This window comes from Mixta gaviniae, assembly GCF_002953195.1.
Lineage (GTDB): Bacteria > Pseudomonadota > Gammaproteobacteria > Enterobacterales > Enterobacteriaceae > Mixta > Mixta gaviniae.
The window spans coordinates 3,291,435-3,312,486 of record NZ_CP026377.1 but is presented as its reverse complement, the minus strand read 5'-3'; the positions used below and the strand labels follow the sequence as shown (position 1 = coordinate 3,312,486).

Genomic DNA, 21,052 nt, shown 5'->3' with positions numbered 1-21,052 from the left:
AGACGGGAAAGAGAGCAAAAACGGGTGAATAACCGGCCTGAACACGCCGCGCAACCGGCACGCGGCAGGGAAATGAAGATTACAGCGCTTTATTTTCTTTGATATTCCAGCCCGATGCCGCTTCGGCGCCTTTGCCACCGCTTTCCGTCTGCTCCCAGTATTGCTGGCGAACGCTGGCCGCCTGAAAATGGTAAGCCATATTGATTTGCACCGCGCCTGCGGCGCCGCTGTAGCTGACGTTAGTTAATATCACTTCTTCAAGCGTGATGCGCATATATTCAATCTGCGGATCGCCCGCCTTGCAGGCGGACAGCTCGACCTTATTGATATGCCTGCCGGCGGCAAGATAATGTGCTACCGCAGGCGTTGCCCGATCGACAGGCGCATTAACCATGAGATCGCGCCAGGTCACCCGACCTGCGCCGCCGCCGCCGCCTGTTTGCATATTGCCCGGCTGGCTGGCGCCCCAGTTAAAACCGGAAAGGGTAATCCAGCCCTTATGGTTTGCATCCTTTGCCTCTCCCTGAATGCCGTCAATTTTTAAAAAAAGATCAATGCTCATCCCTGACTCCTGTATTGATGGGTAAAAATAGTTAGCCCTGAGGCTTGATGGATATCACTGCGGTTTTAATAGAAGCGCCGCAGAAGGCTTTCTGTTTCATACTCGGTATGTCCGTCAGGGTAGTGCCACACAATCAGCGGACGATTCTCTTTAGAGATGCAATTTTGTTCGGTAGCCATATCTTCAAAGCAGAGGAGATCGCTATCCTGATCGGTACCGGAATCTTTTTTATAGTGGGTGTTGTAAATAAATATGAAGTATTTTTCTTTATCAAATTTCAGCCTGTTAAATATTTTACTGCGGTTGTTTTCCCACCAGCTTATTTTCCCTTTTTTAGTCCATGGGAAGTGATCCACAATCAATACGATTACGTTGTCAGAAGGTTGATGAACACCAATTAATTTAGTTGGATAAAAGAATGGGTGTCCGACGCTTAATAAAGTGAAAATCAGGATTAAGCAGGGTAACTTTTTCATTTTATTGGCTTAATCTTAATTTCTGCTACTGTATTTATTTCAGTAATGAAAGGGTGAAAGCTATATTCAGTCCATCATTGTAAAACAAACCAAATCCGAAACAAGCGAAAGTTTCTGTAAAGCATATTAGTAATATCAGTAGTATCAAGCCCAAAATGATCCTGAAATTTAAATCTCAACCTGGCAATGTAATTGTTATTTTTAAAATATATGGCGTCAAGGTAAATATGGGTCGACCATGTATCATGAACAGTTATCCCAAGACTATTAAATCTGTCCTGGAAACTATCAAATTTCGGCAGTCGGGTTTGTTTTATCAGCGTTGCTAAAGTTTCAAAGGACAAATCAACGATATCATCTTTCAAGAATACGCCAGAACCAGCAAGTATAGCACTCATCAAGTTAAGGCTTCTGTCCATAGAACCATGTTCCGCCATCGCCTGGTCCAGCAACGGATCGCTGAACACCGTGCCATGACCATACTGCATATGGGAAATCATGGTTCTTGCCAGACTTTTATACGGCCCCCAGAATGCAAACGTATCGGACAAATAGCGGAACTCATCGAACAGGATACGCGCGCTCTCATCCCGGTCTGGATGGGTAAAAGGATTGATACGCGCGGAGATATCGTGCAGATGATACTGCCGGCGCAGCACCTCTGCGGACAGATCGCCATACAACATATCCGGGGCGCAGTAATCATCCATCTCATGCTGCGTGGCAAAAAGCAGGCAGGGTAAATCCATTGTAGAGTGTGACAACATTGCCGTCATGGTGTAATCCCTTTTCGGTCTATCCCTGCTTAACAACCTAATGATGAAATTACCCGCGAAAAAGAAAATAATAATAAATATGTGAGTTGTGCTGGATTATTTTCTGGGAGATGGAAAAGTTCGCAGCGTTAATAGCGGTCAAGGTAACGTGTTATTATTAACGCTTCTGTTTATCCACGCTGGATGAGCTTCCGATAAATAAAACAATTCGCACACTATAAATAATGAAATTTATTATTAATGGCTTTAATTAAATAACAGAGTCTTTACCCGTAGTTATCCAATATATTGGCAGGCTGCATACAGGCAGAATAATGCGCTGTGCGCCGCTTTACGGCTACTCCGTATAGCGGCAGGCGTTATCCATAAAAAAGCACGCCGGGTGGCGTGCTTTTTTCTTAAGTAGCCTACTGCGCGGCCTTATCAGCCAATCAGTGCGGCTTCAGCAGCGCTTCCGCATGGCTGACGATATTCTCAACGGTAAAGCCGAACTCCGCGAACAGTTTGTCCGCCGGCGCTGATTCACCGAAGGTCGTCATGCCGACAATCGCGCCGTTCAGGCCAACATACTTATACCAGTAGTCCGCGATGCCCGCTTCCACCGCAACACGCGCAGTAACGGTTGAAGGCAGCACCGATTCACGGTAGGCCGCATCTTGTTTATCGAACAGGTCGGTAGAGGGCATCGATACCACACGCACTTTATGGCCCGCGCGCGTCAACTTCTCTGCCGCGCCCAGCGTGATCTCTACTTCAGAACCGGTCGCAATCAGGATTACCTCCGGCGCGCCTTCGCTGTCGCGCAGGATATAGCCGCCGCGTGAAATATCGGCCAGCTGCTGCGGAGTACGCTCCGGCTGCATCAGGTTCTGACGCGACAGGATCAGTGCGGTCGGGCCGTTATGGCGCTCAATGGCATGCTTCCACGCCACCGCGGTTTCAACCTGATCGCATGGACGCCAGGTACTCATATTCGGCGTCAGACGCAGGCTGGCGAGCTGCTCCACCGGCTGGTGCGTCGGGCCATCTTCGCCCAGACCGATAGAGTCATGGGTGTAGACCATAATCTGACGCGCTTTCATCAGCGCCGCCATACGCGCGGCGTTACGCGCATATTCCACGAACATCAGGAAGGTTGCGGTGTAAGGCACAAAGCCGCCGTGATGAGCGATGCCGTTGGCGATAGCGGTCATGCCGAATTCGCGTACGCCGTAGTGAATATAGTTGCCCGCCGCATCATCTTTAATCGATTTAGAGCCTGACCAGATGGTGAGGTTGCTCGGCGCCAGGTCGGCGGAGCCGCCAAGGAATTCCGGCAGCAGCTTGCCATAGGCTTCCAGCGCATTCTGCGACGCTTTACGGCTGGCAATCTTGTTGGCGTTCGCCTGCAGCTGTTCGATAAACTTCTGCGTTTCCTGCTGCCAGTTTTCCGGCATGCCGCCGGTCATACGGCGCGTATACTCTGCAGCCAGCTCCGGATAGGCGGCTTTATAGGCAGCGAATTTTTCATTCCAGCTTTTTTCCAGCGCCTGACCCGCCTGTTTCGCATCCCACTGCTGATAAATCTCTTGCGGGATTTCGAACGGGCCGTAGTTCCAGCCCAGCTGTTTACGCGTCAGCGCGATTTCGTCATCGCCCAGCGGCGCACCGTGTGCATCTTCTTTACCCGCCTTGTTCGGCGAGCCGAAGCCGATGATGGTACGGCAGATAATCAGCGACGGCTTGTCGGTAACGCTCTGCGCCTCTTTGATCGCCGCGGCGACCGCTTCCGCATCGTGGCCGTCGACTTCGCTTACCACGTGCCAGTTATAGGCCTCAAAACGCTTCGCGGTATCATCGGTGAACCAGCCTTCGGTTTCGCCGTCGATAGAGATGCCGTTGTGATCGTAGAAGCCGATCAGCTTACCGAGGCCCAGCGTGCCGGCCAGCGAACAGACTTCATGCGAGATGCCTTCCATCAGGCAGCCGTCGCCCATAAAGACCCAGGTATTGTGATCGACAATCTCGTGATCGGGGCGGTTAAACTGCGCGGCCAGGGTGCGTTCGGCGATGGCCAGACCGACAGCGTTTGCCAGGCCCTGGCCCAGCGGGCCGGTAGTGGTTTCCACGCCTGGGGTATAGCCGATTTCCGGGTGGCCCGGGGTTTTGGAATGCAGCTGACGGAAGTTTTTCAGTTCCTCAATCGGCAGATCGTAGCCGGACAGATGCAGCAGGCTGTAAAGCAGCATGGAACCATGACCGTTGGAGAGAATAAAACGGTCGCGATCGGCCCAGGCCGGGTTGGTCGGGTTATGTTTGAGAAAATCACGCCACAGCACTTCGGCGATATCCGCCATGCCCATCGGCGCACCCGGATGGCCCGATTTTGCTTTTTGTACCGCGTCCATGCTCAGCGCACGAATCGCGTTCGCCAGTTCTCTACGTGAGGACATGTTGTTCTCCCTTGAAGAAGATAAAGAGGGGGATGAAAACGGGGCGAAAAGTTCGCCCCTGAGTCATTATCGTTAGCGACGATTACAGCCGTGCGGCCAGCGTCTCTTCCAGTTTCAGCTGATCGGCAGCGAACTGGCGGATGCCTTCTGACAGTTTCTCAACCGCCATCGGATCCTGGTTATGCTCCCAGCGGAACTCCGCTTCGGTCAGCGGAGAGGGCTCGTGGAAGCCTTCGGTGGACGGCGTCAGTTTACGCTCAACCGGCGCATCGCTGGACTGCAGCTCCTGCAGCAGGTTCGGCGAAATGGTCAGGCGGTCGCAGCCGGCCAGCGCCAGGATCTGTTCCGTTTTACGGAAGCTGGCGCCCATGATGATGGTTTTATAACGGTGCGACTTGTAGTAGTCATAGATGTTGCGCACCGATTTTACGCCCGGATCTTCCTCAACGTTGTACGGGTCCATCGGCTGGCGGGTGTTGTACCAGTCATAGATGCGGCCGACGAACGGGGAGATCAGGAATACGCCCGCTTCGGCGCAGGCACGCGCCTGGGCGAAGGAGAACAGCAGCGTCAGGTTACAGTTGATGCCGTTTTTCTCCAGCTCTTCCGCCGCGCGAATGCCTTCCCAGGTAGAGGCGAGCTTGATCAGGATACGCGAACGATCGATGCCGTGATCTTCATACATCCGCACCAGTTTCTCTGCTTTGGTCACACACATGCCACGATCGAAGGAGAGGCGCGCATCCACTTCGGTCGAAACACGGCCCGGCACGCTTTTCAGGATTTCCATGCCGAGGTTAACTGCCACTTTGTCGCTGGCGTTGATGATCTGCGTTTCTTTGCTGCCGCCCTGTTTTTTCGCGTAGTCGATCGCGTCGTCAATCAGGTGCTTGTAGGATTCGAGTCCGGCGGCTTTCAGGATCAGAGACGGGTTGGTGGTGGCGTCTTCAGGGTGGTAGTTGCGAATCGATTCAATATCGCCGCTGTCCGCCACGACTGTCGTAAACTGTTTCAGTGCGTCTAGCTGATTCATCTCTTATCTCCTTGATACCCAAAGGGTAATTCGAAAGTAAACGAGGTTCCCGACGGCGATACGGCGCGCCCGGTGAACGCTGTCCTTTGTTACAGACGAACCACATTGCACCAGCCGCTCCCTTGTGGAAATGCGTTTTCTCTGATTGTTGCAATGGGCTCATTCAATAGCGAGGCCCAGGCCAGCCGCAGCGCGGCCCTGAACGCCGCGCCGCGGCGGCGACGTCTGCAGGCAGGATGCCACGTGAAGAACGCCTGGACTTGTTGAGTTGTGCCTCTCTGGCCGACGCGCAACGTTCGCGCCGGCGGAAAATGGCGCCGCTGCCGCGCCCGAAGCCATTTCCGGCGGCGCGGCCGCCATAGCGCATGCGGACCATTAAAAAGCATAGCAGATGTGCGAAATATCGTATTCGTCGTGGGTCAGGCGCAACGCCGCAGGGCGCGACGATGGCAATTCTTTGGTCGACCTCAAGTTTTTCCGCCGCGGCGCGCTTTTATACTGCTCAGCTCAGGCCTTATTCATCTTATTAATCGAAGGAACCGCCGATGGACGATCAACTGAAGCAGAGCGCGCTCGATTTTCACCAGTATCCGCAGCCGGGCAAAATTCAGGTCTCTCCCACCAAGCCGCTGGCGACGCAGCGCGATCTGGCGCTGGCCTATTCGCCGGGCGTTGCCGCGCCGTGCCTGGAAATCGCCGGGGATCCGCTGGCCGCGCATAAATACACCGCGCGCGGCAACCTGGTGGGGGTGATCTCCAACGGCACCGCGGTATTGGGTCTGGGCAATATTGGCGCGCTGGCGGGCAAGCCGGTGATGGAAGGCAAGGGCGTGCTGTTCAAAAAGTTTGCCGGCATCGATGTGTTTGATATCGAGGTCGACGAGCAGGATCCCGATCGGCTGATTGAGGTGATCGCCGCGCTGGAGCCGACTTTCGGCGGCATCAACCTCGAAGATATCAAAGCGCCAGAGTGCTTCTATATCGAAAAAGCACTACGCGAGCGGATGAACATTCCGGTGTTTCACGACGATCAGCACGGCACCGCAATTATCTGTACCGCTGCGGTGCTGAACGGGCTGCGCATCGTGAAAAAGAATATCTCCGATGTGCGGCTGGTGGTGTCCGGCGCGGGCGCTTCCGCCATTGCCTGTATGAACCTGCTGGTGGAGTTGGGGATGCAGAAGCGTAATATCATCGTCTGCGACTCGAAGGGGGTGATCTGGCAGGGGCGCGATGCGCAGATGGCGGAAACCAAAGCCGCCTACGCGATTGCCGATAACGGTATGCGCCAGCTGGCGGAGGCGATTGTCGGCGCGGATATTTTCCTCGGCTGTTCCGGGCCGAAAGTGCTGACGCCGGAGATGGTAAAGGGCATGGCGCCCAATCCGCTGATTCTGGCGCTGGCCAACCCGGAGCCGGAGATCCTGCCGCCGCTGGCGAAGTCGGTACGCCCCGACGCGATTATCTGCACTGGCCGTTCCGATTACCCTAACCAGGTGAACAATGTGCTGTGCTTCCCGTTTATTTTCCGCGGCGCGCTGGATGTCGGGGCGACGGCGATCAACGAACAGATGAAGCTGGCGGCGGTGCATGCCATCGCCGAACTGGCGCTGGCGGAGCAGAGCGATGTGGTTGCCTCCGCTTACGGTGACGAGGAGCTGTCATTCGGCCCTGACTACCTGATCCCGAAACCCTTCGATCCACGGCTGATCGTACAGATCGCGCCGGCGGTGGCGAAAGCGGCGATGGAGTCGGGCGTAGCCACGCGGCCGATTGCCGATTTCGACGCCTACCGCGAGAAGCTGACCGAGTTTGTTTATAAAACCAACCTGTTTATGAAGCCGGTGTTCGCCCAGGCGCGCAAAGAGCCGAAGCGGGTGGTGCTGGCGGAAGGGGAGGAGGCGCGCGTGTTGCACGCCACTCAGGAGCTGGTCTCGCTTGGCCTGGCGAAGCCGGTGCTGATCGGCCGCCCGAACGTGATCGCCATGCGCCTGCAGAAGCTGGGGCTGAAAATCGAAGCGGGCAAAGATTTCGAAGTGGTGAATAACGAGTCCGATCCACGTTTCAAGGCTTACTGGGGCGAGTATTATCAGATGATGAAGCGGCGCGGCGTCTCGCCGGAGCAGGCGCAGCGCGCGGTAATCGGCAACCCTACACTGATTGGCGCGATTATGGTGCATCGCGGCGAGGCGGACGCGATGATCTGCGGCACCATCGGCGATTATCAGGAACACTACACCATTCTTGAACGGGTCTTCGGCTTTCGGCCCGGCATCAATGTCGCGGGCGCGATGAACGCGCTGCTGCTGCCGAGCGGCAACACCTTTATCGCCGATACTTACGTGAATGAAGATCCGTCGCCGGAGCAGCTGGCGGAGCTGACCATCATGGCGGCGGAAACGGTAAGGCGCTTCGGCATTGAGCCGAAGGTAGCGCTGTTGTCCCACTCCAGCTTCGGCGCCTCGGACGCGCCGGCAGCGCGCAAAATGCGCGACACACTGGCGCTGGTACAGGCGCGCGCGCCGGAGCTGGAGATCGACGGCGAGATGCACGGCGACGCCGCGCTGGTGGAAAGCATCCGTCAGGATCTGATGCCCGACAGCCCGCTGAAAGGCTCCGCCAACGTGCTGATCATGCCCAACGTCGAGGCGGCGCGTATCAGCTATAACCTGCTACGCGTCTCCTGCTCGGAAGGGGTGACCGTCGGGCCGGTACTGATGGGTATCGCCAGGCCGGTGCATGTGCTGACGCCGATCGCATCGGTACGGCGCATTGTCAATATGGTGGCGCTGGCGGTGGTTGAGGCGCAGACGCAGCCGCTGTAAGGCGGCGCGTTTTGGCCGGCGGGCGAGGGCGCGTAACCCGTTCCGCGCATTAAAGGGCGCGGCACGGGCGACGTTCAGCGACGGCCTGCGGGCGCGCCGCCGAAGGGGATCAGTGGTCCAGCCACGCTTTTACCGGCAGGAAATCGGTATAAAGCGCCGCTTCCGGCGTGCCCGGCTCTGGCTGATAGTCATACTCCCAGCGCACCAGCGGCGGCATCGACATCAAAATCGATTCAGTGCGTCCGCCGGTTTGCAGGCCGAACAGCGTGCCGCGATCCCATACCAGATTAAACTCCACGTAGCGTCCGCGGCGATAGAGCTGGAACTGGCGCTCGCGCTCGCCCCACGGCGTACCTTTGCGCCGCTGGACAATGGGCAGATAACCGTCAAGGAAACCCTGGCCGACCGCGCGGGTAAAGGCGAAGCAGCGATCGAAATCGGGCGTATTGAGATCGTCGAAGAAGAGGCCGCCAATGCCGCGCTGTTCGTTGCGGTGCTTCAGGAAGAAGTAGTCATCGCACCATTTTTTATAGCGAGGATAGACCTCCGCGCCGAACGGCTGGCAGAGATCGGCGGCGGTCTGGTGCCAGTGGATCGCATCCTCTTCAAAGCCGTAAAAGGGTGTCAGGTCGAAGCCGCCGCCGAACCACCAAACCGGATCGGCGCCCGGCTTTTCGGCGATAAAAAAGCGTACGTTGGCGTGGCTGGTCGGGATATAGGGGTTTTCCGGGTGGATCACCAGCGAGACGCCCATCGCCTCAAAGCTGCGGCCCGCCAGCTCCGGACGGTGCGCGGTGGCGGAGGCGGGCATCTGGTCGCCATGCACATGAGAAAAGTTCACGCCCGCCTGCTCAAACACCGCTCCCTGACGCAGCACGCGGCTGCGCCCGCCGCCGCCGCCGGGACGCGTCCAGCTGTCTTCCTGAAATTGGCCGCCGCCGTCCGCCAGCGCCAGTTGCTGGCAGATCTCATCCTGCAGCGCCAGTAAAAAGGCTTTTACCTGTTCAATATTGGGAGCATTCATATTCGCTTCACTGTGTTGTAAAAATTGGCCGCCTGCGCTGCAGTTTCGCCAAAACAAAAAGGGCCGGGGTGCGGCCCTTTTGCGTCAGTGTGAGGAGTATACCTAACCAGGACGATGATTGCGGCGGTCAAATTCGCTAAAAAAGCTGACGATGCCGTCGGCGATGGCGCCGGCGATTTTCTGCCGGAAAGCGGTGGTGCCCAGCAGCCGCTCCTCTTGCGGGTTGGTGATAAAAGAGGTCTCCACCAGCACCGAAGGGATCGACGGCGACTTCAGCACGGCGAAAGCGGCCTGCTCGGTATGCTGGCTGTGCAGGTGATGCACCGGACGGATCTGCTTAAGGATATGGCTGCCGAGCGTCAGGCTGTTTTTAATCGTATCGGTTTGCACCAGGTCAAACAGCACCTGCTGCAGGTAGGGGTTATCGCTTTGCGTTTTAATGCCGCCGACCTTATCAGCCGCGTTCTCTTTTTCCGACAGGTAGCGCGCCATCGCGCTGCTGGCGCCGCGATTCGACAGGGCGAAAACCGACGCGCCGTTAGCGCTGGGGCTGGTAAAGCCGTCGGCGTGGATCGACATAAACAGATCGGCGCCGTGCTGGTGCGCAATCTCTACCCGCTGCGCCAGCGGAATAAAGTGGTCACTTTCACGCGTCAGCCGCGCCTCGATGCCATCATGCTGGCTCAGCAGCTGGCGAATGTTATGGGCGATCTCCAGCACGATATGTTTCTCTTCGCTGCCTTCTTCGCCCACCGCGCCGGAATCAACGCCGCCATGGCCCGGATCGAGCATGACGATTTTCTTGCCGTTGGCGGGGCGCGGGCGCGCCGGCTGTGCGGCGGGCAGGCTGGCGCGTTCGCTTTTCGCCAGCGCGCGCGTGGCCGGCAGCAGCGTCAGGGCGAGGCCGGACAGCAGCAGCTGGCGGCGGGCGTGAGAAGGTTTGGCGTTTTTCATGGCGGCGTCCGTGAATAAAAAGATGTTATAACCTAACAGGCGCCCGCGTTTCGACAGGGAAGCTGTTTCAGGCTTTTACTATTTATTTCAGCCAAATAACCAGCAAACGCGATTTTTTTTCCTGGCAGGCGCGCTGCGAGGGTTGCACCGGGGAAAGAATGCGTGATAATCAGCGAATTGTGAGTAACATCTGAGAAAATTTCATGGAAATCCGCGCATTCCGCCAGGAAGACTTCGAAGAAGTCATTACGCTTTGGGAACGTTGCGATCTGTTAAGACCGTGGAACGATCCGGAAATGGATATTGAACGTAAATTAAATCACGATCCCGATCTGTTTCTGGTCGCCGTGGTCGGCGGCGAAATTGTCGGCACCTTAATGGGCGGCTACGATGGCCATCGCGGTTCCGTCTATTACCTTGGCGTGCATCCTGACTATCGCGGACGCGGCTTCGCCAATGCGCTGCTCAATCGCCTTGAGAAGAAGCTGATCGCGCGCGGCTGCCCCAAGATCAACCTGATCGTGCGCGAAGAGAACGATGCCGTCATCGGCTTTTACGAAAAGCTGGATTACGACATGCAGGATACGGTCTGTCTCGGCAAGCGCCTGATTGAAGATCGTGAGTATTAATCCGCTTTGGCCGCCGCGCGGCGGCCGCTTTGCTTATCGATGATCTCATTCACGCCTGACGATTATGACGCGAAAGGCCAGCTGCGACTGCCGCTGGCCTTCTGGCTGATCCTGCTGCTGCAGGCGCGCACCTGGGTGCTGTTTGTTATGGCCGGCGCTTCGCGCCAGCAGGGCAGCGATCTGCTGGCGCTCTTCTATCCCGACAGCGACGCGTTCTGGCTTGGTCTGGGGTTGGGCGTACCCGCCGCCCTTGGGCTGCTGCTGACCGGTTATCGCCAGCGCTGGCCGCGGCTCTGGCAGGCGTGGCGCGGGGTGCTGTGTTGCAGCCTGCTGCTGAGCCTGGTGCTGACGCTCTGGCAGAGCGGCCAGCAGGAAGATTTCGCCACGCCGGCGCTCTGGCTGCCCGCGCTGTTCGATCTGCTGGCGATCGGCTGGCTGCTGCTCAGCGCGCGCCTGAAAGCCTGTTTCGACCCGCAGCTGAACCGCGCCGAATAAAACTTTTTGCGCTTATGCGACTCCAAGCTCACTGGCGAACGTCGCGTAACCACCTCAGGAGTTGATATGAAAGCACTACGCCCGGCATTTATTGTCGCGACTTTATTACTGGCAGGCTGCGCCAGCAGCGGCCAGCAACACAGCGAATCGAGCTGGTGGAATCCGCTCGACTGGTCCTGGTCTACCCTGTGGCCTGGCAACTGGTTCGGCGCATCCCTGACCGTAACCGAACAGGGCGTCGGCGGCATCACCGGTGCGACGCCGCTGCAGGAGAGCGCCATCAACAACGGCCTGAACGGCGACTACCGCCTGCGTCAGGGAATGCGCGGCGAGCAGGGCGGCGTTGTGACCTTCTGGCAGGCGCTGGATGATAATGACGTGAAGCTAACCTTCAGCGGCAAAGATACCGTCAGCCGCATTGAGGTGACGGATGCGAAGATCGCCAGCGCTGACGGCACGCGCATCGGCGACGCTTTCAGTGAACATTATCAGAAGGCGTTCGGCCACTGTCAGGCGGCGAGCGGCGAAGGGGCCGCGGCGGTACTGTGTCAGGCGCCGAACAGCCAGCACGTCAGCTATCTCTATCAGGGAAAATGGGCAGGCCCGGAAGGATTGATCCCGCCGGACGACGTGCTGAAAAACTGGCAGGTGAGTAAAATTATCTGGCAGCGCTAAGCGATGAATCGCGGCGGCGGCCTCACCTTCCGTCGTCGCTTTCCGGTATGATAACCCCCCTGTTTCGACCACTATCATTTCGGAGTAAAACCGCATGTCTCAGCATCAGAGCGGCATCCTCATCGAGCAAAGCCGCTTTGCCATCTGGCTGGAAGCCGGAGTTCAGGGCGACCTGAATGCGGTGCGCCAGGGCGTTAAAACCTTCCATCAACAGTTAACGCTGCTGCAACAGCGCTATCCTGATGCGGCATTGGGCGCGGTCGTCGCTTTCGGCAACGCGCTGTGGCGCGATCTGCAGCCGACGGCCAGCGCGCCGGAGCTGAAAGATTTTCAGCCGTTGGGGAAAAATATCGCGCCGGCTACCCAGCGCGATCTGCTGGTGCATATTCAGTCCCGGCGCCACGATGTGAACTTCACCCTGTCGCAGGCGGCGCTGGCCGCTTTCGGCCCGGCGGTGCGCATCGAGGAAGAGACGCACGGCTTCCGCTGGACGGAAGATCGCGATCTCTCCGGCTTTGTCGACGGCACGGAAAACCCACAGGGCGAGCAGCGGCGCCAGGTAGCGATTATCGCCAACGGCGTTGATGCCGGCGGCAGCTACGTTTTCACCCAGCGCTGGCAGCATAATCTGCCGCAGCTGCAGCGCCTGCCGGTGGCGAAGCAGGAGCAGATGATCGGGCGCACTAAGCTCGATAATGAAGAGTTGGAGGGCGATGCCCGTCCCGCTACGTCGCATGTGAGCCGCGTCGATTTAAAAGAGAACGGTCAGGGGCTGAAGATCCTGCGCCAGAGCCTGCCTTACGGTACCGCCAGCGGCACTAACGGCCTCTACTTCATCGCCTACTGCGCGACGCTCTATAATATTGAGCAGCAGCTGTTGAGCATGTTCGGCGAGCGCGACGGCAAATATGACGCCATGCTGCGCTTCACTAAACCGGTTAGCGGCGCCTGGTGGTTCGCGCCCTCCGTCGAGACGCTGTTGGCGTTGTAACGATCTGCGTTTAACGCCCGCCGCGCGGGCGTTTCATTCTCTTTCCTCTTTGCCATTTTTCCGCTGAGCTTTCCCGCCGTCTTATGCTTTTTTCGACTTTTAAATCATCAAAAGATATATAAAACCGTTACAGCTTTGAGCTGAGTTATAAATACACTGAGCGTACGGTGGTGTGAGCCGGATCAAGACTCAGGGTGTGAAATGAGATTTCCAGTAGCGAACAAATTTCTCAGCGGCGCGGCGCTCGCCTTGCTGCTGGCCGCCAGCGCACAGGCGACCGAACTGCTGAACAGCTCTTATGATGTGTCGCGTGAACTCTTTACGGCGCTGAATGCGCCTTTTGTGCAGCAGTGGGATGCCGCGCACCCGAACGATAAGCTCACCATTCGTCAATCTCACGCCGGTTCCTCAAAGCAGGCGCTGGCCATTCTGCAGGGGCTGAAGGCGGATGTAGTAACCTATAACCAGGTCACCGACGTCCAGATCCTGCACGACCGCGGTCGGCTGCTGCCCGCCGACTGGCAGACGCGTCTGCCGAATCACAGCTCGCCGTTTTACTCCACCATGGCGTTCCTGGTGCGCAAGGGTAATCCAAAGCAGATCCACAGCTGGAATGATCTGGTGCGCAGCGATGTGAAGCTGATTTTCCCGAATCCCAAAACCTCTGGCAACGGCCGTTATACCTGGCTGGCGGCCTGGGGGGCGGCGGAGCAAGCCAACCACGGCGACCGCGCTAAAACCGAACAGTTTATGACGCAGTTTGTGAAGAACGTCGAAGTGTTTGATACCGGCGGCCGCGGCGCCACCACCACCTTTGTCGATCGCCAACTGGGCGACGTGCTGATCAGCTTCGAATCGGAAGTAAATACCATTCGTCAGCAATATGCGGATCGCGGTTATGAGGTGATCGTGCCCGATGTCGATATCCTGGCGGAATTTCCGGTCGCCTGGCTGGATAAAAACGTGACGCAGAATCAGACCGCTGAGGCGGCGAAAGCCTATCTCAACTATCTCTATACGCCGCCGGCGCAGAAAATCATGACGCAATTTTACTATCGGGTGAATAACCCGCAGCTGATGGAGCAGGCGGCGTTTCCGCAAACCCGTCTGTTTCGCGTAGAAGATCGCTTCGGCGGCTGGGAACAGGCGATGAAGACCCATTTCGCCAGCGGCGGCGAGCTGGATAAGCTGTTAGCGGCGGGGCGGGGCTAATGTTTGCAGCAAGTAGTAAACGCGTACTGCCGGGATTCGGCATCAGCCTGGGCAGCAGCCTGTTCTTTACCTGCCTGATCCTGCTGCTGCCGCTGAGCGCCCTGCTGATGCAACTGTCGCAGATGACGCTGGCGCAGTACTGGGAAGTCATTACTAACCCGCAGGTGGTGGCGGCCTATAAGGTAACGCTTATTGCGGCGGGCGTGGCGTCGATCTTTAACGCCCTGTTCGGCATGCTGATGGCCTGGATCCTGACGCGCTACCGCTTCCCGGGGCGCAGCGTGCTGGACGGGCTGATGGATCTGCCGTTTGCGCTGCCGACGGCGGTGGCCGGCCTGACGCTGGCGGGGCTGTTTTCGGTCAACGGCTGGTACGGTCAGTGGCTGGCGCAGTTCGATATCAAAGTCTCTTACACCTGGCTGGGTATCGCCGTGGCGATGGCCTTTACCAGCATCCCGTTTGTGGTGCGCACCGTTCAGCCGGTGCTGGAAGAGCTGGGGCCGGAATATGAAGAAGCGGCGCAAACCCTTGGCGCGACACCGTGGCAGAGCTTTCGCCGCGTAGTGTTGCCGGAAGTGGCGCCGGCGCTGCTGGCGGGCACCGCGCTCTCCTTTACCCGCAGCCTCGGCGAGTTCGGCGCAGTGATTTTTATCGCCGGCAACATCGCCTGGAAGACGGAGGTCACCTCGCTGATGATTTTTATTCGCCTGCAGGAGTTCGACTACCCGGCCGCCAGCGCCATCGCGTCGGTGATCCTCGCCGCCTCGCTGCTGCTGCTGTTCGCCATTAATACCCTGCAGAGCCGCTTTGGCCGTCGTCTGGGAGGTCACTGATGGCTGACGTGACGCAACTCAACGGCGCGGCGCGCCAGCGCGTGAACTGGGGCAAATGGCTGCTGATCGCTCTCGGCGCGCTGATCTCGTTTTTATTGCTGGTGGTGCCGCTGATCGCGATTTTCACCGAGGCGCTGGCGCAGGGCGTGATCGCCGCGCTGGGCAATCTCGCCGATCCCGATATGCTGCATGCCATCTGGCTGACGGTGCTGGTGGCGCTGATTACCGTGCCGGTTAACCTGGTGTTCGGCACGCTGCTCGCCTGGCTGGTAACGCGTTTTACCTTTCCTGGCCGCCAGCTGCTGCTGACGCTGTTCGATATTCCGTTTGCGGTCTCGCCGGTGGTGGCGGGGCTGATCTATCTGCTGTTCTGGGGCGTTAACGGCCCGGTCGGCGGCTGGCTGGACGCGCACAGCATCCAGCTGATGTTCTCCTGGCCCGGCATCGTGATGGCCACTATCTTCGTCACCTGTCCGTTTGTGGTGCGCGAGCTGGTGCCGGTGATGCTCAGCCAGGGTAGCCATGAAGATGAGGCGGCGGTGCTGCTGGGCGCTTCCGGCTGGCAGATGTTCCGCCGCGTGACGCTGCCCAACATCCGCTGGGCGCTGCTTTACGGCGTGGTGCTGACCAACGCGCGCGCCATCGGTGAATTCGGCGCGGTCTCGGTGGTCTCGGGATCGATTCGCGGCGAGACCTATACGCTGCCGCTGCAGGTTGAATTACTGCATCAGGACTACAACAGTGTCGGCGCCTTTACCGCCGCCGCGCTGCTGACCCTGATGGCGATAGTGACACTGTTTTTGAAAAGCGCGCTGCAGTGGCGGTTAGAGAACCAGCAGAAGCGCTTACAGCAGGAGGGAAATCATGAGCATTGAGATTAATCAGATCAACAAGTCCTTTGGCCGTACGCGCGTGCTTAACGACATCTCGCTGGATATCCCTTCTGGTCAGATGGTGGCACTGTTGGGGCCTTCCGGCTCTGGTAAAACCACGCTGCTGCGCATTATCGCCGGGCTGGAACATCAGAACAGCGGGCAGATCCGTTTTCACGGTAACGATGTCAGCCAGCTGCACGCGCGTGACCGTCAGGTCGGCTTTGTGTTCCAGCACTACGCGCTGTTCCGCCATATGACGGTGTTTGACAATATCGCTTTCGGCTTGACCGTGCTGCCGCGTCGCGAACGTCCTTCGACCCAGGCGATCAAGCAGAAGGTGACGCAGCTGCTGGAGATGGTGCAGCTGGGGCATCTGGCGAACCGCTATCCTTCTCAGCTCTCCGGCGGGCAGAAGCAGCGCGTGGCGCTGGCGCGCGCGCTGGCGGTCGAGCCGCAGATCCTGCTGCTGGATGAGCCGTTCGGCGCGCTCGACGCCCAGGTACGCAAAGAGCTGCGCCGCTGGCTGCGTCAGCTGCATGAAGAGTTGAAGTTCACCAGCGTTTTCGTTACCCACGATCAGGAAGAAGCGATGGAAGTCGCCGACCGCGTAGTGGTCATGAGCCAGGGCAATATCGAACAGGTCGGCACGCCGGATGAGGTCTGGCGCGACCCGGCCAGCCGCTTTGTGCTGGAGTTCCTCGGCGAGGTAAACCGCTTCGATGCCGATATTCACGGTTCGCAGTTCCACGTCGGCGCGCACCACTGGCCGCTGGGCTATACGCCCGCCGCCCAGGGCGCAGTAGAGCTTTTCCTGCGTCCGTGGGAGATCGACGTCAGCCGGCAGAGCAGCCTGGAGACCCCGCTGCCGGTGCAGATCCTGGAGCTAAGCCCACGCGGCCACTTCTGGCAGCTACTGGTACAGCCGACAGGCTGGCAGGCGCAACCTTTCAGCCTGGTGTTCGACGGCGGGCAAACGGCCCCGCAGCGCGGTGAACGTCTCTATGTTGGCCTGCAACAGGCGCGGCTCTATCAGGGCAATACCCCGCTGCGCACGGTTGCCTTTGCCGAAAGCGCCTGATATTTTCTCACTTCTTAATTAGCGCCAGGGCGGGATTTTCCCGCCCGCTTTATTTTGCCTGCCGGGAAAACTATCGTGACCACTCTGGAAAACACCATCGGCAATACGCCGTTGATTACATTGCAGCGCCTGACGCCCGCCAACGGCAGCGAAATCTGGCTCAAGCTGGAGGGCAATAACCCCGCCGGCTCGGTGAAAGATCGCGCCGCGCTGTCGATGATTCAGCGTGCCGAACAGCGTGGCGAAATCAGCCCTGGCGACCAGCTGATTGAGGCGACCAGCGGCAATACCGGCATCGCGCTGGCGATGATCGCTGCGATGAAAGGCTACCGGCTGCGTCTGCTGATGCCCGACAACATGAGCCAGGAGCGGCAGGCGGCGATGCGCGCCTACGGCGCCGAGCTGGTGTTGGTCAGCCGTGAGCAGGGGATGGAAGGGGCGCGCGATCTGGCGCAGGCGATGGCGGCGCGCGGCGAAGGCAAGGTACTGGATCAGTTCAACAACCCGGATAATCCGCTGGGCCATTACGCGACCACCGGCCCGGAGATCTGGCGTCAAAGCAACGGCCGCGTAACCCATTTCGTCTCCAGCATGGGCACCACCGGCACCATTACCGGCGTCGGCCGCTATCTGAAAGAGCAGAATCCGCAGATACAGATTATTGGCCTGCAGCCGCAGGAGGGCAGCAGTATTCCCGGCATCCGCCGCTGGCCCGCCGCCTATATGCCGGGCATCTACCAGCCTGAGCTTATCGATCGCATTGTGGATATGGCGCAGCAGGAGGCGGAAGAGACCATGCGCCTGCTGGCGCGACGGGAAGGCATTTTCTGCGGCGTCAGCTCTGGCGGTGCGGTAGCGGGCGCGATACGTATCGCCACGGAAAATCCGGGCAGTGTGGTGGTTGCCATTATTTGCGACCGCGGCGACCGCTACCTTTCTACCGGCGTCTATTAACAAAACGGCCCCTGATGGGGCCGTTTTGCTTTCTGCGCGCTCATCCGCTTTTGGCATTGGCCAGGCGTGAAGCTATTCGCGCTCCAGCGCATGAATAGGATCGAGCCTGGCCGCGCGGCGCGCCGGGAAAAAGCCGAAGACTACGCCGATCAGGCTGGAGCAGACAAAGGCCGCGACGATAGAGAAGGGCGAATAGATCATGCCGAAGCTGCTGGTGGTTTGCGCCAGAATAATGCCCGGCACCAGCGACAGCAGTACGCCGATAATGCCGCCGGTGAGGCAGACCAGCACCGCCTCAATCAGAAACTGCTGCATAATATCGCTGGCGCGCGCGCCAACCGCCATCCGCACGCCGATCTCGCGCGTGCGCTCCGTTACCGATACCAGCATGATATTCATGACGCCGATGCCGCCAACCAGCAGCGAAATCAGTGCGATCATCGCCACCAGCAGCGTCATGGTGTTGGTGGTGGTTTCGATGGTCTGACGAATACTGTCGGTGTTAAGAATAAAGAAATCCTTGCCGTTATGGCGCTGCGTCAGCAGACGCGTCACCCCCTGTTCCGCCAGCGACAGATCGATATCGTCGCGTACCCTGACGGTAATGCCGCTCAGCCAGGTTTGCCCGATCATGCGTTTCATCACGGTGGTGTAGGGCACCCACAGATTGAGGTTGCTGTCGCTGCCGAAGCTGCTCTGACGCGTGGCGACGCCGATGATACGCACCGGCATATTGCCCAGTATCACCACCTGGCCCAGCGGGTTTTCACCGTTGGGGAAGAGGCGCTTCAGGGTATTTTCATCAATCACTGCCTCCTGCGTTAGCCGATCAACACCCTGACGATCGAACGCCATGCCCTGCGACAGCCGGTAGCCGCGCACGGCGAAGAACTGCTCGCCGACGCCATTAACCATCACCGACAGTGCCTGGTTGCGGTACTTCAGCGTGGTGCTGGAGGAGAGCGACGGCGTAACGCTGTGGACATAGGGCTGATGCGCCAGCGCATCGGCGTCGCTGGCGCGCAGCGTCTGGATTGCCGAGGAGTGCATATCGCCGAAATCGTTGCCGGGAAAGATATCCAGCGTGCTGGTGCCCATTGCGCTGATCTCATTCAGGATCTTTTGCTGCGAACCTTTCCCCAAAGCCACGACTGCCACCACCGACGCGATGCCGATAATAATGCCAAGCATGGTAAGAAACGTGCGTAGCCGCTGCGACAGCATGGAAACCAGCGCCATGCGAAACGCCTCGGTCAGGCGGTCGCGCATCGCGCGCCAACTGTTGCCGCGGTCGCGGTCGATCAGCGCGCGCGGCGCGGCGGGCGCGGCGTCCGCGCGGCGGCTGTCGCTGAGGATTTCCCCGTCGCGGATCTCGATGATGCGCTGCGCATGCTGCGCAATCTGCATATCGTGGGTGACGATAACGATGGTATGCCCCTGCTGATGCAGATCGTGCAGGATGCGCATCACCTCTTCGCCGCTGTGGCTGTCGAGCGCGCCGGTAGGCTCATCGGCAAGGATCACTTCGCCGCCGTTCATCAGCGCGCGCGCAATGCTGACGCGCTGCTGCTGGCCGCCGGAGAGCTGGCCGGGGCGGTAGTGCAGACGCTCGCCCAGCCCGAGCCGGGTGAGCAGGGCGGCGGCGCGCTCACGGCGCGCCTGTGGCGCCTGGCCGGCGTAGATGGCGGGCATTTCTGCGTTGCCCAGCGCCGTCAGCTCGCTCAGCAGATGGTAACGCTGAAAGATAAAACCGAAATGCTCGCGCCGCAGCGCCGCCAGCGCATCGTCATCCAGGGCGGAAACCACCCGGCCGGCAACGTGGTAGTCGCCGGCGCTCGACTTATCCAGACAGCCGAGAATGTTCATTAGCGTCGATTTGCCGGAGCCGGACTGGCCGACGATGGCGACAAACTCGCCCGAATCGATGGCGAGGTTGATATCGCGCAGCACCTGCACCTGCTGTTCGCCGTTCTGAAAAGAGCGGCAGATATGATGAAGTTCCAGCAGCGCCATCAGCGTGGCCCCGGGCCGTGGCCTGAGCCGTCAGAGGAGGCATCCGCCGCGCCGCGCTGGCTCAGCACCACTTTTTCGCCCGCCTTCAGGCCGGCCGTGATCTCTGCTTCTACGTTATCGTTCAAACCGACTTTCACCTCGCGCCGCGTGACGCGCTGCTGGCCGTCCACCACCTGTACCGTGGTTTTGCCGTTGACATTGTCAATGGCGGTCGCCGGGATCACCAGCGCGTTCGGACGTTCGCCCAGCACGATATGCACCTCCGCCGACATCGAGATACGCAGGCGGTGCTGTGGGTTAGGCACGTCGAACAGACCGTAGTAGTAGATCGCCTTTTTATCGCTGGAGCTGCCTGAAGAGCTGGTCAGGCTGCTGGTACTTTCTTCGTTGATGGAGTCGGGCGCCGGCTCGATGGCGCGCAGCGTCGCTTCGTAGCGGCGGTTTGGCTCGCCGAGAATGGTGAACCAGACTTTCATCCCCGGCTGGACGTTAATCACATCCGCTTCGGAAATCTGCGCTTTTACCGTCATGGTATCGAGATTCGCCACCTTAATCAGCGTCGGCGCGCTCTGCACGGCGTTGACCGTCTGGCCCTCCTCAACCGGCACGGAGACCACGGTACCGTCGATAGGCGAGACGATGCGGGTATAGCCGAGGTTAACCTGCGCCGTGTTGACCTCAATTTGCGCCTGGACGATCTGCGCATCCAGCGCGCGAATTTCCGCTTCGGTGGCGCTTAGCGTTGCCAGCGCGTCGTCATAGTCCGCTTTTGGCGTCAGGTTTTTCGCCAGCATCGCTTTCTGGCGCGTGAAAGCCGCGCGGTAATTGCTCAGCTGCGCCTCTTTGGCCGCGCGCTGCGCTTCGATATTCTTCAGTGCCGCCTGCGCGTTTTGCAGGGCATTCTGCTGGGTCATGCTGTCGATTTCCGCCACCAGCTCTCCCTGTTTAACCTGGTCGCCCAGGTCCACCCGCAGCCGCTTGATCTGGCCCGACGCCTGGGCGCCGACGCTGACCAGCTTGCTGGCTGAAAGCGTGCCGTCCGCCAGCACCGCCTGCTGCAGCGGGCGCTGCTCTACCGTCGCAGTGAGAAACGCTGCCGGGCCCTGCTTCGGACGCAGCAGCGCCCAGATGACAACAGCAGCTACAATCAATAAAGCCAGCAGCAAAAGTCCTTTACGGCTGAATAACGTGCGGCGTAATGCCATGGCGAAAATC

General features: G+C 58.9%; 19 protein-coding genes. 10 read left to right on the top strand and 9 right to left on the bottom strand.

What is annotated here, in order from left to right:
- Window positions 1–79 precede the first annotated feature (79 nt).
- From C2E15_RS15535 to tal, 5 genes are all read right to left on the bottom strand, one after another.
- The gene (locus tag C2E15_RS15535) at window positions 80–562 is read right to left on the bottom strand and encodes an Hcp family type VI secretion system effector (protein ID WP_104958167.1); all 483 of its coding nucleotides are present in this window, start codon (window positions 560–562) and stop codon (window positions 80–82) included.
- Window positions 563–627: 65 nt separating this feature from the next.
- The gene (locus C2E15_RS15530) at window positions 628–1,038 is read right to left on the bottom strand and encodes a DUF943 family protein (protein ID WP_104958166.1); all 411 of its coding nucleotides are present in this window, start codon (window positions 1,036–1,038) and stop codon (window positions 628–630) included.
- Window positions 1,039–1,112: 74 nt separating this feature from the next.
- Complete coding sequence (locus C2E15_RS15525; protein WP_245912292.1) at window positions 1,113–1,814, bottom strand: DUF3289 family protein; 702 nt, start codon at window positions 1,812–1,814, stop codon at window positions 1,113–1,115.
- Between the two features lie 431 nt (window positions 1,815–2,245).
- On the bottom strand, window positions 2,246–4,246 hold the full coding sequence (tkt, locus tag C2E15_RS15520; protein ID WP_104958165.1) for a transketolase: 2,001 nt from the start codon (window positions 4,244–4,246) through the stop codon (window positions 2,246–2,248).
- A gap of 82 nt (window positions 4,247–4,328) precedes the next feature.
- Window positions 4,329–5,279 (bottom strand): transaldolase, encoded by a 951-nt coding sequence (gene tal, locus C2E15_RS15515; RefSeq protein ID WP_104958164.1) that lies wholly within the window; start codon window positions 5,277–5,279, stop codon window positions 4,329–4,331.
- Window positions 5,280–5,824: 545 nt separating this feature from the next.
- Here tal and maeB point away from each other — a divergent pair.
- Window positions 5,825–8,104: an NADP-dependent oxaloacetate-decarboxylating malate dehydrogenase gene (gene maeB / locus C2E15_RS15510; RefSeq protein WP_104958163.1), complete on the top strand. Its 2,280-nt coding sequence runs from the start codon at window positions 5,825–5,827 to the stop codon at window positions 8,102–8,104.
- A 109-nt stretch (window positions 8,105–8,213) separates the two neighbouring features.
- Here maeB and hemF read toward each other — a convergent pair whose 3' ends face one another.
- Window positions 8,214–9,128 (bottom strand): oxygen-dependent coproporphyrinogen oxidase, encoded by a 915-nt coding sequence (gene hemF / locus C2E15_RS15505; protein ID WP_104958162.1) that lies wholly within the window; start codon window positions 9,126–9,128, stop codon window positions 8,214–8,216.
- A gap of 102 nt (window positions 9,129–9,230) precedes the next feature.
- Entirely contained in the window at window positions 9,231–10,082 is an 852-nt protein-coding gene (gene amiA / locus C2E15_RS15500) for an N-acetylmuramoyl-L-alanine amidase AmiA (RefSeq protein WP_104958161.1), read from the bottom strand.
- A gap of 203 nt (window positions 10,083–10,285) precedes the next feature.
- On the opposite strand from amiA, the gene C2E15_RS15495 reads away from it, so the two are divergent.
- From C2E15_RS15495 to cysM, 9 genes are all read left to right on the top strand, one after another.
- Complete coding sequence (locus C2E15_RS15495) at window positions 10,286–10,711, top strand: GNAT family acetyltransferase (protein ID WP_104958160.1); 426 nt, start codon at window positions 10,286–10,288, stop codon at window positions 10,709–10,711.
- A gap of 39 nt (window positions 10,712–10,750) precedes the next feature.
- Entirely contained in the window at window positions 10,751–11,206 is a 456-nt protein-coding gene (locus tag C2E15_RS15490) for a DUF2919 domain-containing protein (RefSeq protein WP_104958159.1), read from the top strand.
- Window positions 11,207–11,272: 66 nt separating this feature from the next.
- Window positions 11,273–11,881, top strand: coding sequence for an RpoE-regulated lipoprotein (locus tag C2E15_RS15485; protein ID WP_104958158.1), 609 nt, complete (start codon window positions 11,273–11,275; stop codon window positions 11,879–11,881).
- A gap of 94 nt (window positions 11,882–11,975) precedes the next feature.
- Window positions 11,976–12,872, top strand: a complete 897-nt coding sequence (locus tag C2E15_RS15480) for a Dyp-type peroxidase (RefSeq protein ID WP_104958157.1) — start codon at window positions 11,976–11,978, stop codon at window positions 12,870–12,872.
- A gap of 201 nt (window positions 12,873–13,073) precedes the next feature.
- Complete coding sequence (gene cysP, locus C2E15_RS15475) at window positions 13,074–14,084, top strand: thiosulfate ABC transporter substrate-binding protein CysP (protein ID WP_104958156.1); 1,011 nt, start codon at window positions 13,074–13,076, stop codon at window positions 14,082–14,084.
- Window positions 14,084–14,917, top strand: a complete 834-nt coding sequence (gene cysT / locus C2E15_RS15470; RefSeq protein WP_104958155.1) for a sulfate/thiosulfate ABC transporter permease CysT — start codon at window positions 14,084–14,086, stop codon at window positions 14,915–14,917. The genes cysP and cysT overlap by 1 nt, the downstream gene beginning before the upstream one ends.
- Window positions 14,917–15,792 carry a sulfate/thiosulfate ABC transporter permease CysW gene (gene cysW, locus C2E15_RS15465; RefSeq protein ID WP_104958154.1) on the top strand — a complete coding sequence of 292 codons (876 nt, stop codon included), beginning with the start codon at window positions 14,917–14,919 and terminating at the stop codon, window positions 15,790–15,792. The genes cysT and cysW overlap by 1 nt, the downstream gene beginning before the upstream one ends.
- The gene (cysA, locus tag C2E15_RS15460) at window positions 15,782–16,870 is read left to right on the top strand and encodes a sulfate/thiosulfate ABC transporter ATP-binding protein CysA (protein WP_104958153.1); all 1,089 of its coding nucleotides are present in this window, start codon (window positions 15,782–15,784) and stop codon (window positions 16,868–16,870) included. The genes cysW and cysA overlap by 11 nt, the downstream gene beginning before the upstream one ends.
- 75 nt (window positions 16,871–16,945) lie before the next feature.
- Window positions 16,946–17,824 carry a cysteine synthase CysM gene (cysM, locus tag C2E15_RS15455; protein WP_104958152.1) on the top strand — a complete coding sequence of 293 codons (879 nt, stop codon included), beginning with the start codon at window positions 16,946–16,948 and terminating at the stop codon, window positions 17,822–17,824.
- A gap of 72 nt (window positions 17,825–17,896) precedes the next feature.
- Here the strand turns inward: cysM and C2E15_RS15450 are convergent, their stop codons facing one another.
- Both C2E15_RS15450 and C2E15_RS15445 read right to left on the bottom strand, forming a co-directional pair.
- Window positions 17,897–19,837, bottom strand: a complete 1,941-nt coding sequence (locus C2E15_RS15450; protein WP_104958151.1) for a MacB family efflux pump subunit — start codon at window positions 19,835–19,837, stop codon at window positions 17,897–17,899.
- Window positions 19,837–21,042, bottom strand: coding sequence for an efflux RND transporter periplasmic adaptor subunit (locus C2E15_RS15445; RefSeq protein WP_104958150.1), 1,206 nt, complete (start codon window positions 21,040–21,042; stop codon window positions 19,837–19,839). Before C2E15_RS15445 ends, C2E15_RS15450 begins: the two co-directional genes overlap by 1 nt.
- Window positions 21,043–21,052 lie beyond the last annotated feature (10 nt).

Bases quoted from the DNA above. Each gene is read 5' to 3' on its own strand.
- C2E15_RS15535 (WP_104958167.1), bottom strand. From the start codon at position 562: ATGAGCATTGATCTTTTTTTAAAAATTGACGGCATTCAGGGAGAGGCA.
- C2E15_RS15530 (WP_104958166.1), bottom strand. From the start codon at position 1,038: ATGAAAAAGTTACCCTGCTTAATCCTGATTTTCACTTTATTAAGCGTC.
- C2E15_RS15525 (WP_245912292.1), bottom strand. From the start codon at position 1,814: ATGACGGCAATGTTGTCACACTCTACAATGGATTTACCCTGCCTGCTT.
- tkt (WP_104958165.1), bottom strand. From the start codon at position 4,246: ATGTCCTCACGTAGAGAACTGGCGAACGCGATTCGTGCGCTGAGCATG.
- tal (WP_104958164.1), bottom strand. From the start codon at position 5,279: ATGAATCAGCTAGACGCACTGAAACAGTTTACGACAGTCGTGGCGGAC.
- maeB (WP_104958163.1), top strand. From the start codon at position 5,825: ATGGACGATCAACTGAAGCAGAGCGCGCTCGATTTTCACCAGTATCCG.
- hemF (WP_104958162.1), bottom strand. From the start codon at position 9,128: ATGAATGCTCCCAATATTGAACAGGTAAAAGCCTTTTTACTGGCGCTG.
- amiA (WP_104958161.1), bottom strand. From the start codon at position 10,082: ATGAAAAACGCCAAACCTTCTCACGCCCGCCGCCAGCTGCTGCTGTCC.
- C2E15_RS15495 (WP_104958160.1), top strand. From the start codon at position 10,286: ATGGAAATCCGCGCATTCCGCCAGGAAGACTTCGAAGAAGTCATTACG.
- C2E15_RS15490 (WP_104958159.1), top strand. From the start codon at position 10,751: ATGATCTCATTCACGCCTGACGATTATGACGCGAAAGGCCAGCTGCGA.
- C2E15_RS15485 (WP_104958158.1), top strand. From the start codon at position 11,273: ATGAAAGCACTACGCCCGGCATTTATTGTCGCGACTTTATTACTGGCA.
- C2E15_RS15480 (WP_104958157.1), top strand. From the start codon at position 11,976: ATGTCTCAGCATCAGAGCGGCATCCTCATCGAGCAAAGCCGCTTTGCC.
- cysP (WP_104958156.1), top strand. From the start codon at position 13,074: ATGAGATTTCCAGTAGCGAACAAATTTCTCAGCGGCGCGGCGCTCGCC.
- cysT (WP_104958155.1), top strand. From the start codon at position 14,084: ATGTTTGCAGCAAGTAGTAAACGCGTACTGCCGGGATTCGGCATCAGC.
- cysW (WP_104958154.1), top strand. From the start codon at position 14,917: ATGGCTGACGTGACGCAACTCAACGGCGCGGCGCGCCAGCGCGTGAAC.
- cysA (WP_104958153.1), top strand. From the start codon at position 15,782: ATGAGCATTGAGATTAATCAGATCAACAAGTCCTTTGGCCGTACGCGC.
- C2E15_RS15450 (WP_104958151.1), bottom strand. From the start codon at position 19,837: ATGGCGCTGCTGGAACTTCATCATATCTGCCGCTCTTTTCAGAACGGC.
- C2E15_RS15445 (WP_104958150.1), bottom strand. From the start codon at position 21,042: ATGGCATTACGCCGCACGTTATTCAGCCGTAAAGGACTTTTGCTGCTG.